Here is a 12588-nt window from a genome sequence, read left to right as displayed (position 1 = left end):
GGCCAGGGCAGCCCGTGGCTAGTGGCCGAGGTATGCCTCGCGTACGCGATGGTCGGCGAGCAGTTCCCTGCCCGTGCCGGAGTGGGTGGTGCGGCCGAGGTCGATCACGTAACCCTGGTCCGCCAACGTGAGCGCCGCGAGGGCGTTCTGCTCGACCATGAGAATCGTCGTCCCCAGCTCGCGGAGCACGCCGACGGTGTCCAGAATGTGCTGGATCATGATCGGGGACAGGCCCATGGTGGGCTCGTCGAACATGAGCAGCCTCGGCCTGGCCATCATGGCCCTGCCGATCGCCAGCATCTGCTGCTCGCCACCGGAGAACAGCCCCGCCCGCTGTGCTCGCCGCTGCCCCAGGACGGGGAAGAGCTCGTACACGCGGGCCACGTCCGCCGCGATGCCGCGGTCCCTTCGCAGGTAGGCGCCCAGGAGCAGGTTCTCCTCGACGCTCATCCCGGCGAACAGCCTGCGGCCTTCGGGGCAGTGCGCGATGCCGGCGGCGAGTACGGAGTGCGCGGGCAGGCGGTGGATCGGCTCGCGCTGGAAGAGGATCTCGCCCCGGCGCGGGCGGATCAGGCCGGAGATGGTTCTGAGCGTGGTGGTCTTTCCTGCGCCGTTGGCGCCGACAAGGCAGACGATCTGCCCTTCGGCGACGGTGAAGCTGACATCTTTGACCGCTTCGATGGCGCCGTGGGCGACCGAGAGTCCGTTCACTTCGAGCATTCGGTGGTTCCCAGGTAAGCCTCGATGACCCGAGGATCGGTGCGCACGGCTTCCGGCGGGCCGCTGACCAGTATCCGTCCACGCACGAGCACGTGGACGTGGTCACAGAGGGAAAAGATGAACTTGGTGTCGTGTTCGATCACGACCACGGCGATCCCGCGGTCGCGGATGGCGCCGATCAGCGCCCGGATGGCGGTGGTCTCCGCGCCGTTCATGCCGGCGGTCGGCTCGTCCAGCATGAGCACCGCCGGGTCGCCGGCCAGCGCTCTGGCGATCTCCAGGCGGCGCTGGTCGCCGTAGGCGAGGCTGTGGGCGGGAACGTGGCCGTCGGGGTCGAGGCCGACGAAGGCCAGCTCGGCGCGGGCCCGCCCGGTCGCCTCGGCCTCGCTTCGGCGGAAGGCCGGACCGTGGAACAGGGCGCTCATCAGCCCCTGGTTGATGCGGGTGTGCCGGCCGACGAGGACGTTCTCCAGCGCCGACATGCCGGAGAAGAGCCGGATGTTCTGGAAGGTGCGCGCCACCCCGAGGCGGGCGGCCTCGGCGGGATCCGCCTCGAGCGGGCGGCCGCCGAGCAGGACGCGACCCGATGTGGGGGCGTACAGCCCGGTCAGACAGTTGAACAGCGTCGTCTTGCCCGCTCCGTTGGGCCCGATCAGACCGATGATCGCCCTGTCAGGTACGGTCAGCGTCACGCTGTCCAGCGCGACGAGCCCGCCGAAGGCCATGGAGACGCGCTCCGCGGTCAAGCTCATGACGACGACACCAACCCTTGCGGCCGGAAACGCATGATCAGGATGAGGGCGAGCCCGAAGAGCATCAGCCGGTAGTCGCTGAACTCCCGCAGCTTCTCCGGAAGCACGAACAGCAGCGAGGCGCCCACGACCGCGCCGGGCACCGTGCCCATCCCGCCGAGGACCACGGCGGCCAGCAGCGTGACGGATTCACTAAAATCGAAGCTCTCGTACCCGACCGTGCCCAGCTTGTGCGCGAAGACCGCGCCCGCGAGGCCCGCGAGCGTGGCGCCCACCAGGAAGGCTACGATCTTGGCACGTCCGGTCCGCACGCCCATGGCGCGGGCCACGTCCTCATCCTCCCTGATCGCCAGCCATGCCCGCCCCGTACGGCTGCGCCTGAGGTTGGCCAGGACCACCATCGCCCCGGCGACCATGAGCACGGAGACCATGTAATAGAGGGATCCGCCCGCAAGCCCGCCGACGGGCTCGTCGAACGCCTGGCCCAGAACAGTGATCGGCGGGATGCCGGGAATGGAGTTGGCGCCGCCGGTAAGTCCGCCGATGTCGTTCTGCGCCGCCCGGAAGAAGATCTCGCCGAACGCGAGCGTCACGATGGCCAGGTAATCCCCTCGTACGCGCAGGGTGGGCGAGCCGACCACCACGCCGAAGAAGCCGGCCGTCACCGCCCCCGCGAGGGCTGCCACCGGGAAGGGGACCGTGTGGGCCAGGTTCGCCGCGGTGAAGGCGCCGATCCCGAGGAAGGCCACGTAGCCGAGGTCGAGCAGCCCGGCCAGGCCCACCACGATGTTGAGGCCGATCGCGGTGGCCGCGTAGACCCCGATGCTGGACGCCACGGTCATCCAGTAACCCGTGCCCGCCTCGGTGAACGGCAGCATCAGTGCGCAGGCGAGCAGGACCGCCATGCTGAACACCCGGTGCCGCTCGGCCAGGGCGGCGATCCACGCGAGAACCCCGTACGAGGCCAGCACGCCGACCACGGCCAAGCCGAAGCCGCAGAACGCCAGGAACTCGGCGCCGCCGTACGGGTTGGTCGCCCGGCTCTGCCCGCCCGCAGTCAGCGTCGCCGAGACCAGCCACAGCAGGGCGGCGAAGGCGGCGAGCAGGACCGGCCAGGCCACCGCCCGGTCTGGAAGCCTCCACACCGGCGCCGGTGCGACAGTCCGGCCCGGCCACACCAGGAGGGCACCGCCGGCCAGCGTGACCGGACCGCCGATGGACAGCGTGCCGAGGACGGTGAGGAACCACACGTGCACCAGCGCGATGGCGATCACACCGACGCCCACGGGCTTGCGGGCGCGCGGGAGGATCGCGATCAGGCCCAGCAGGACCAGATGCAGGCGGAACCCGGTGACCAGGTGCGGGGCGTCGAAGAACTGCAGCGTGGCCCGGTCGGGGTAGGCTCCGCCGGGTAGTACGACGCCGGCCCAGGGAAGCAGGGCCCCCGCCACCACGAGCGCGGCGCCCGCTGCCGGACGGGAATTCCACGCTCGACGCGATCCGCGCCCGCCGTCGTGGAGTTTCCGGTCGTCGGAGACCGGGAGAACCTCCGAACTGCGGAGTTGGAGACCCTCTGGTGTCATGCCCGCACCCCTTCCGGCCGACCGAGGAATCCTTGGGGACGGAACATGAGCACCAGGATCAGCAGCACGAAGACCCAGGCGTAGTCGTACTGGGCCCCGCCCCAGGCGTACTGTCCGGCCAGCGACTTCACCATGCCGATGCAGAAGGCGCCGAGCATGGCGCCCCGGATGCTGCCGATGCCGCCCAGCACAGCCGCCGTGAAGGCGAAAATGCCGTTCTGGAAGCCCATCGCGGTGTCGATCTGGCCGTAGTGGATGCCGTACAGCACGGCGCCGAGCCCCGCCAGCACCGCACCCAGGACGAACGTCGCCAAGATCACCCGGTTGAGGTCGATCCCCATCAGGCGGGCGGTGTCCGCGTCCTCGGCAACGGCCCGCATGGCCCGGCCGAGCCGCGAACGCTCCACGTACAAGTGGAGCGCCGCGGCCAGCAGCGGAGAAACGGCCACGGCCAGCACCCCGGTCCACAGCACGATCGTCGATCCCACGACGAGCTGGGAGTCGAAGAAGACCCGGGGAAACGGCAGCGGCGCGGTGGCGCCCGGGTAGAACACCCGGACCACCTCCTGCAGCAGGATGGACACGCCGAGCGCGGTGATCAGCGGTGCCAGCCTGTGCGCGTCCCGCAGCGGCCGATAGGCCAGCCGCTCCATCAGGACCGCGACGGTCACCGACGCGGCGACCGCCGCCACGCAGAGCACCGGCAGCGCCACGTACCAGGGGACCCCGTCGGGCAAAAGGTACACGGAGGTGAAGTGGGCGCCGAAGGCGCCGGCCATGAACACCTCACCATGAGCGAAGTTGATCAGCTTGATGATGCCGTAGACCATGGTGTAACCGAGCGCGATCAATCCGATCAACGCGCCGAGCACCAGACCGTTGACAATCTGCTGGGCCAGGGTCGCCACAGGTCACTTCGCCTCGAACTGGCCGCTCTCGACGTCCTTCCAGTCACCGTTGGTGACCTTGTAGACCGTGAACAGCTTGTTCTTGCTGTCGCCGTACTCGTCGAAGCCGACCACGCCGTTGGCGCCCTGGTCGGTCGAGTACGCCTGGACCTCCTTCACCAGCGCGGTGCGCTGCTCGGGCGCGCCCGTCCAGGCGCCGTTCGCGGTCACCTCGCCGATCGAGAAGACGAGCACGTTGGCCGCGTCGTAGGCGAAGGCGCCGAAGCCGCCATAACCCTCGGCGAAGTTCCTCTTCTTGTACGCTTCGACGAACGCCGCCCCGGTGGACAGCTTGTCGATGGGCGCGCCGACCGAGGCCGCGATGTCCCCGTCTCTGCCGCCCAGCGCGATGAACTGGGCGTCGAACAGGCCGTCGTTGCCCGACATGGGCACGTTCAGCCCGAGGTCCTTGGCCTGCTTGGCGAGCGGGCCGCCGATGGAGTAGTCGGTGCCGGTGAAGATCGCGTCCGGCCGCAGAGATTTGATCTTGGTCAGGACGCTGGAGAAGTCGCTGTCGTTCTCGTTGACCTTCTCACGGCCGACGATCGTGGCGCCCAGCTTCTCGGCCTCCTTGGCGAACTCCGTCGCCATGTTCTCCGCGACCGCCTTGCCGTCTGTGACGATCGCGATCCGCCTCATACCCTCGCCCCCCACCAGGTAGCGGGCATTGAACGGGCCCTGCAGATCATCGGTGCCGACGACGCGGAAGTAGTTGTCGTACTGCCGCTTGGGCGCGGTGGCGTATTCGGCACCCCTGGTCAGCGCCGGGTCGGTGTTGCCGGGCGAGATCTGCACCAGCTTGGTCGAGGCGATCTTCGGCTGGATCGCTCGGGCCACCCCGGAGTTGTAGGAGCCCACGATGCCGACGACGTTCGCGTCGTCCGCGAAGCGCTGAGCCGCCGCCGCGCCCTTGTCCGGGTTCGCCTCGTCGTCCTGGGCGTCCATCTTGAGCTGGTACCCCTTGACCGCACACGTCGTGTTGGCCTGATCGACCGCGAGCTGCACGGAGTTGCGGATGCCCAGCCCGATCGCCGAGAGCTTGCCCGACATAGGGGCGATCACGCCGATGACCAGCGTGCCCTTGCTCGTATCGCAACCGCCGGTGCCCCCTGCGACCTCGGTCTTGCCCCCTCCGCACGCGCTGGTCGCCATCGCCGCGCCGATGGCCAACAGGCTCGACAGTACGGCGGTGCTCTTGCTTCTCAACGGAAACTCCTTGCCTTCAGTGGTGACTCGCGCTTCAGACCGGAGGCAAGCTATGGTCCCTAACCGACCATTTGACAGCTCAATCGCTGGCCGGTAACTGTCCAGCTCCGCCACCTCCGCGGGCCCGGTTTCGCTGCTGAAACCGATCCTGGGTTGAGTTCGAGCCAGATGCCTGCCGGCGATCCGGCGGCAACTGTGCGGGCCGGCGCCCTTGCGCGACGCCGGCGCCTCAGGCAGTTCAGCGGGTGAGGAGGTCTCGAAGAGCCTTGGCAATGACGGAGGGCGCTTCCTCGGCCATGAAGTGGCCGGAGGTGACGGTGACGTGCCGCAGGTCTGGCGCCCAGGCGCCCCACAGGGCCGCCGCGTCGAAGCCGAGGACGGCGCCCCAGTCCTGCTGGAGTACGGTGACCGGCATCCGCAGCCGGTTGCCGGCCGCCCGGTCGGCCTGGTCATGGTCGACGTCGATGCCGGCCGAGGCGCGGTAGTCGGCCACGATCGAGGGCACCGCTTCGCGGCAGGCCTCCAGGTAGGCGGCGCGAATGTCGGCGGGGATCGCATGCGGGTCGTTGGTCCAGATGTCGAGGAAATGACCGAAGAATGCGTCCGGGCTGGCGCCGATCAGCTGCTCGGGCAGGCCCTGGGGCTGGGCCATCAGGTAGAGGTGGAAGCCGATGGCGGCGCTCGTGCCGTGCAGCACCTCCCACATGTCCAGGGTCGGCAGCACGTCGAGGGCGGCCAGATGGGTGATCGTCTCGGCGTGGTCGAGTCCGGCGCGGAAGGCGACCAGGGCTCCTCGGTCGTGTCCGGCCAGGGCGAAGCGCTCATGACCCAGCGCGCGGGCCAGGGCGACGATGTCGTCGAGGTGAGGTGCCCCTGATCTTCCGGACACGGTGCCAAGTAAGGTGCTGAGTAGTCTGGAAGGAAGGGGCCGTGGCGGGCAAGAACTATTCAGAGGAGTTCAAGGGCGAGGTCGTAAAGGCCTGTGGGTGCTAAGAACTCGGCTACCCTACGCGACCTGCGCGTATTCGTGGATCAGCCCTCCGAGGCGGTCACGCCGGATGACCTTGATATCGTCCTCGATCGGGTCGGGAAGGGCTCGTAGCGGAGCGGCCCGGCCCAGGGAGCGATGCGGGCGAGGCTCATTGAAATGGGCCTCGTAGGTCGCCAGCACGCGCCGCAAGTGGCGGGCGTTGACGATGAGAATCCGATCAAGGAGCTCTCGGCGCAAGCCGCCGATCCACCGCTCGGCGAACGCGTTGGCCCGTGGAGCCCGAGGTGGCGTCTTGAGGATACCGATGCCCTCGGCCGTGAAGACGTCGTCGAACATCGTGGTGAACTTCGCATCCCGATCGCGGATGAGAAACCTGAACCCCTCCGCCCTGTCCCCCAGCTCGATCACCAGGTTCCTGGCCTGCTGCGCAACCCACGACCCGGTCGGATGCTCGGTGACGCCGAGGACGTGTAGCCGGCGGGTGCTGAGCTCCATGACGACCAGGCAATAAAGGCGCTTTTAACAGCACGGTGTCGCAATGGAAGAAATCGCACGCCAAGATCCCCGTAGCTTGAGCACGCAGGAATTCACTCCAGGTCGGTCCCACGCGTCGCGGCGCCGGGTCGATGCCGGCCTTCTTCACGATGAGCCACACCGTGGATGCTCCCACCCGGTAGCCCAGAGCAGCGAGTTCGCCGGCGATCCGCCGGTAACCCCACAGCGGATTCTCCCGGGCCAGACGAAGTAACAAGGCCCGGATGGAGGCGCGGGTGGGAGGCCGACCCTGGGCGCGGCGTTTGAAGGTCCAGCGCCGCCGTACCAGATCGGCGTGCCGGCGCAGCAGCATGCCCAGCGTCACGAACAACCGCCGACGACCGGCTGGAGACAGCAGCCGCGCCAGCGCGCTGATCACCGCACGATCCGCCCACGACGGCCGGGGCCTTGCCACCTGCCGACGCAACACCGCGAGCTGATGACGCAAGACGAGGATCTCCGCGTCTTTCGACCTCTGCGAACGACCCAGCAGCACCACCCAACCCGCGAGTTGGACGAAGATCAGATAGAGCAGCCGCAACGCCATAGACAGCGATCACGCCTGCAGGAACGGGAACGCCAAATCTCAGGTCAGCCCCGACGGCCGAGTTTCGGGCACCCACAAGTTCGTCGAGGAGGGCCGTTACTCAGGACGAAAAGGGATCAAGGGATCACAAGGACTCCACAGGGGACGCGTCCCGTCGTCCCGACTACCAGCCCTAATGACGGAAGGGCGCTTATCAGACACAAAGACGATCTTTACTGTGCCTTTACAACATGCCATGATCGCCTCGTTTTGTCCGATTAGACGCGAAAGGGTATATGTGAAACGCACTCGCACGTCCGGCTTATCAGCCGCGACGCGTCGCCGAGGCTCCATCCTGGCAACCTTCGCACTCTCGGCTTCGCTCCTTGCGCCATCGGCGATCGCCGAACCCACGCCGACTGCGACGGCAACCACACCATCGAACACATCTCACACCCCAAACCCGGTGGACGCCGCCAAGGCCGAGGCCCAGCGCACCGAGAAGGAGGTGGAGATCCCCAGCCTGCACACCGAGAACATGACCACCGTCGCCATGCCTGGCGGTAAGACGGTTCGAACCTATGTTTCGAGCTCCATCGTCCGCGTCCACCGCGACGGCGCCTGGCACAAGGTCGATCCAACGCTGGTCGTGGAGAACGGCGTCGTCAAACCCCGGATGACCAAGCTGGACCTCCGACTATCCAATGGCGGCAGCGATGTTCCTCTGCTGACCGCCAAGGGCGACTCCCTTGGGGTCAAAGAAGGCCAGCCTGGCGAGATCAGAATCGCCGCGCCCGGCAAGCTGCCCGTACCGGAGCTGTCCGGCAACACGGCCACCTACAGCTCCGCTTACGGTCGCAACGTCGACCTGGTCGTGATCGCGACCCCCGAGGGCTATCAGCACCAGATCGTGATCCGTGAGCGGCCTGGCAAGCCGCTCAAGCTTCCCGTGCCGATCGACCCGCCCTCCGGCATGCGGCTGGGCAAGTCCTCCGGCGGCAAGCCTGCCGCCCTCGCTGACGGTAAGAAGGTCGCCGACCTATCGACGCTGCCGGTCCTGGATGCCAAGGCGATGGCCGCACCGGGTACCGGTAAGGCCGGTACCGCGACCGCTGCCCTCACTGGTAGCGGCGACAATTCCAGTCTCGTCCTCACACCGGACGCCACGTTCCTGGCCGACCCGGCCGTGACCTACCCGGTGACGGTGGCCGCCGGTAACCCGACCCCCTGGCACGGGGCCGGTGCTCCCGACGACACCTTCATCGCCAACGGCGGCAACTACGTCAATGGCAGCTACTCCGCGAACTCGGCCGCTTTGTTCGCCGGGCGACGGGACGGCTACAACTACCGTTCCTACCTGAAGTTCAATCTCTCCGGCGCACCGTTCTTCGGCCGGCAGATCCTGGACGCCAACATCATCCTGTGGAACTACCTTTCCCACCAGTGTGGCTCCAACGTCGGCGACATCTCCATGCATCGCATCGCCAGTAGCTGGACTGTCAACACGCTGACCTGGTCCAACCAGCCGCTCGCCGTGGCGGATGGCCACGTGATCAATCCCCATGGCCTCGACCAGAGCTGTTCAGGCTGGATGGACGAGGGTGAACTCTGGTATTCCATCGAGGAGATCACCCAAGCTTGGGCGGACGGACAGCCCAACCACGGGGTGATGATCCGCGCGGTAGGCGAATCCGGTGCGAACAACTGGCGACAGTACCTGTCCGGCAACTGGGCGGGCGGCTCCGACGGCAGCCATCACCCCTACTTCTTCGTCGAATATGAGGCTCCAGACCCCTCGATTGGCGCCGTTGGATGGTTCGCGCCAGACGAAGCCGGAATGGAAAATCGCGCTGATATCGAAAGGTATGCAGCCAATCCATCTGCGGTAGGTGCCACGGATGCTGAACCGGTAGTACCCTCCCTCTCGGATGTGGAGGCCATCGAGGCGCGAGATACGGTCGGTCACGCTGACACTGAGCTTCCGGTAATCGACGCGATCGAAGAAGATCCCGACGATCCTTCTCCAGATCCTGATGCACTCGCACCCGCTGTCATATCAACGGAGCCAAACGCAAGCGCAACGTCCGTACCCAGAAACACGGCAATCCGAGTTAAATTCAGTGAAGCAACGACAGAAGCTCACATCGTAGTCAAGGACTCTGCAGGTGCGAACGTAGCCACACAGTCCTCAACCCAGGATAACGGTCGTATTCGGATCGAGACCCCTCTAAGCATTCTAGCCCCAAGCGCTACCTACACAGTCGAAGTGAGCGGCGCCAAGGACGCGGCTGGCAACACTATGACAGTTCCGCATCAGTGGAGCTTCATGACAAGTGCAGCTGTCTCCACGATGGGCCTGGTCGCAGCCTATGGCCTGAATGAAGCTTCGGGTGCAAGTGTTCCTGACTCTTCTGGAAACGGGAATTCGGGCACAATGAGTGGGGCTTCGTGGGTTCCAGGAAAATACGGGCGTGGACTCTCGTTCTCGGGACTATCTGAAAGCTGGGTCACGGTAGGCGCCAGCGACTCCCTGAAGCTCAGCCAAGGAATGACGCTTTCGGCATGGGTGAATCCCACTGACCTCTCCAGCTATCGCACCGTGGCCATGAAAGATCACACAGCCGGATCCGCGTATGGGCTATACGCATCCAACGGGGAAAAACCGTCTGCGTGGATGCTGTCAGGCGGCGCAAGTGAGCATCATATTGTAAACGGTGGGTCTACGCTGCCTCTGAATAGCTGGAGCCATCTAGCAGTTACATACGATGGGGCGATTTCTCGGCTCTACGTCAACGGCCTGGAAGCAGGACAATTGACAATGTCGGGAAACCTAGCGGATGATGGCGGGGATCTTCACATCGGTGGCAACACCCGCTGGGGTGAGTTCTTCAATGGGATCATTGACGAGGTTCGCATCTACGATAGGGCGCAAACTTCGGATGAGATCCAAGCGGACATGAATATCCCTGTTAGCACGCCGACGCAGGCGAGCACCTCACTGAATACGGCAGCAACTCTCGCAGGCATTCCCGAGGCTGAGAACGTTCCGCCTAAAGCTGGAGGTGCTTTTGAGCGGATGACTCCACAGAAATGCGCCGAGCAGAGGGCACTCGCCGGTCGTGGCGTCGGCTGGGTCATGAATCACTACTCATGGTGCCAGATAGGGAAGGTCGTCGCGGCTGTCGATCACGGGCTCCAGTTCGAACGCTACATGGCCGATGTGATGCTAATCGGCTACACCTTTACTGGCGTCGGAGGACGCGACAGGAGCAAGGGGGAGACGTCTCGAGATTTAGTTGTCGAGGCATATGTCTACAATCACAACGTCTACGGCACAATGCCGCCGACCAAGACCATGGTTCTGAAAATGGGAATTGGGAACAACCCGCGATGCGAGAGTGTTTCCACGTGGAACGGACAGCCGTGGTCCAACCAGAAGCAAGCGCTAATTAGCAGCTGGGTAGCCAACGGCCGCGCCACGTTCCGATTCAAGTGCGATCCCGCCAAAGCTTCCGAAAAGAGGCCTATTCGTTGGCAGGAACCTAATGCGCAGGGAAACACCTGGGAGGAGGTGGACAACCTCGAAAAGGTATCGAACGGGACCTTCCAGGCATGGGTAGACTTCCCTGACTGGCCAAACACCCGCGGGTATCGATACGTCATGGCCAATAAGGATATTCAAGGTTTCAAGGGAAATATTATTCGCTGCGATACCGCTGAATACATCAAAGCCATTGGCGGATGTACGTTCTATCTGACCAAGCCGGCGATTAAGTGGTCCTATACAGCGCAGGCTTCCAAGCGGCTTCTAGAAATGAAGCAAGCCTACCAGCACTACTGGAACGCCTGCACTGACCCGGACGGGGAGACCTGGCCGGACAACCCGGATAAGCTAATACGAGGCTGCGACGTTCCCGGGAGCTCAATTCCATACGATCATCTGTATATGCAGCGAGTCGCGAAAGCCGAAGCCGATTCGAACCACACCAAGACCACGCCGATCTGCAAGTCTATGTTCGGTGAATATCCGAGCCTCGGCAAGGAGTGCGACGAATTCCCCTTCGCCTCAACACGCGAGCGTACGAACGGACCCAATACTAAAAAGTGGTCGTTCTGTCCTATTATAGCCAAGCATAATAGTGACGCAGGCCTGGCGCTCGAGGCTTTTTACCAAAAAGATCGAGTGCTCACAGGAGATCTATTCTCCAATCGCTTCGACCAAAAGTACGATGAGCCTATCTCTAGGGAAGATCTCTGTGGGGAATCGGCTTACTAGAAGGTGAATGCCGTGATAGGGTGCAGGTGCTTGTTTCATCCGCACCCTATCATGGAGTGGGCTGCATGGATATAGATGACATTCTCGATCACTACGAGACGCTCCTGACTGAGCATGAATGGCTTCTGTGGGTTCCTGCGAGCTGGAGTGTTGTACGCCCCACAGGGGGCGTCTTGGAGTTGGAAGAGGTCGCTAGACGGGTTGCGCGTGATTGCGCATATCACTTCGAGTATCTTCCCGCACGAGAGGCTTCGGATCTTGTAGAGGATCCATGTTTGTTGATCCAACAGCTTCCATGGGGCTACTGGTTCCTGGACACGAATGACATAGCCGGTACGCAGCGCAAGCTCCTTGGGGATCTTGGAACACAAGCCCAATTCTGGTCGGTAGGCTGGCTGCAGGCCTCTCGCGGATACGAATTCATTTACGCCGAGCGGGGGCAAGAGAGGGTTCGCCGAAGCGACTTTAGATCACCCCTTGATGCAACTCCAGATGTCCCTCAATCGCTTGCGGCAAGTATGGATATTGTGAGATCCGCCTGGATTGTTAAGCCCCGACGGTATATCGAAGCTGGGATCTTGTCTGTCATTACGCTCGAAACTAGTGCGATACTTGAGTCGGACTGGTTTTATGAAGATCAGCTGACCTTGGTTTGTAGCGGACTATAGATTGTTCCAGGCACGTGTGCCAGCGACTTGTGAGTCAGGTTTCTTTGCGAAGGGTCTGGGGCGCGGTGTACCGCATCAAAAACTCATTACATCGGGCTTGAGCTGGAAGTTCTCTGGAGTGGTTACGCTCGGTACATGCCAGGTCAGAGCAAGTCGGCACCTACACGTCGATGAGTGTCTCGCGGTTGGCGCTGGTGAGCTGACGGATGTGGGCTCCATTGGAGGGATCTGTCATCCGCTGACGGATTGGCTGACGCCTGGCCAACGAACACCCCAAAACGGCCCAGCTGACAACCGGCCTCGAACAACCCGAGACGAACCCCACCTGCCCTGGCAAGAAAAGGCAAACCGCACTCTGCGCGCCCCCATCTCTGCACCAGACACG

The 12588-nt window shown here is 64.1% G+C and carries 7 protein-coding genes and 1 pseudogene; 1 reads left to right on the top strand and 7 read right to left on the bottom strand.

The window, feature by feature from the left end; genetic code table 11:
* Positions 1 to 18: 18 nt before the first annotated feature.
* The 7 genes and pseudogenes from AC3EO4_RS50370 to AC3EO4_RS50340 all read right to left on the bottom strand — a co-directional run bounded on the left by AC3EO4_RS50370 (position 19) and on the right by AC3EO4_RS50340 (position 6694).
* A complete protein-coding gene (locus AC3EO4_RS50370; protein ID WP_379573416.1) occupies positions 19 to 720 on the bottom strand; it encodes an ABC transporter ATP-binding protein in 702 nt (233 codons plus the stop codon).
* Positions 708 to 1472 (bottom strand): ABC transporter ATP-binding protein, encoded by a 765-nt coding sequence (locus tag AC3EO4_RS50365; protein WP_431903180.1) that lies wholly within the window; start codon positions 1470 to 1472, stop codon positions 708 to 710. The genes AC3EO4_RS50370 and AC3EO4_RS50365 overlap by 13 nt, the downstream gene beginning before the upstream one ends.
* Positions 1469 to 3055, bottom strand: coding sequence for a branched-chain amino acid ABC transporter permease (locus tag AC3EO4_RS50360; protein ID WP_379573414.1), 1587 nt, complete (start codon positions 3053 to 3055; stop codon positions 1469 to 1471). The genes AC3EO4_RS50365 and AC3EO4_RS50360 overlap by 4 nt, the downstream gene beginning before the upstream one ends.
* Positions 3052 to 3963, bottom strand: coding sequence for a branched-chain amino acid ABC transporter permease (locus AC3EO4_RS50355; protein ID WP_431903178.1), 912 nt, complete (start codon positions 3961 to 3963; stop codon positions 3052 to 3054). The genes AC3EO4_RS50360 and AC3EO4_RS50355 overlap by 4 nt, the downstream gene beginning before the upstream one ends.
* A 3-nt stretch (positions 3964 to 3966) precedes the next feature.
* A complete protein-coding gene (locus AC3EO4_RS50350; RefSeq protein ID WP_379573412.1) occupies positions 3967 to 5208 on the bottom strand; it encodes a branched-chain amino acid ABC transporter substrate-binding protein in 1242 nt (413 codons plus the stop codon).
* Positions 5209 to 5446: 238 nt separating this feature from the next.
* Positions 5447 to 6064, bottom strand: a pseudogene (locus AC3EO4_RS50345) (alpha/beta fold hydrolase); the annotation flags it as partial.
* 150 nt (positions 6065 to 6214) lie between these two features.
* Entirely contained in the window at positions 6215 to 6694 is a 480-nt protein-coding gene (locus AC3EO4_RS50340) for an integrase core domain-containing protein (protein WP_379573411.1), read from the bottom strand.
* A gap of 1031 nt (positions 6695 to 7725) precedes the next feature.
* Between AC3EO4_RS50340 and AC3EO4_RS50335 the strand changes: the two genes are divergently transcribed.
* On the top strand, positions 7726 to 11535 hold the full coding sequence (locus AC3EO4_RS50335) for a LamG-like jellyroll fold domain-containing protein (RefSeq protein WP_379573410.1): 3810 nt from the start codon (positions 7726 to 7728) through the stop codon (positions 11533 to 11535).
* Positions 11536 to 12588 lie beyond the last annotated feature (1053 nt).

The organism is Nonomuraea sp. bgisy101, assembly GCF_057708945.1.
The sequence above is the reverse complement of the archived record's forward strand: the minus strand, read 5'-3'. Positions and strand labels throughout refer to the sequence as shown.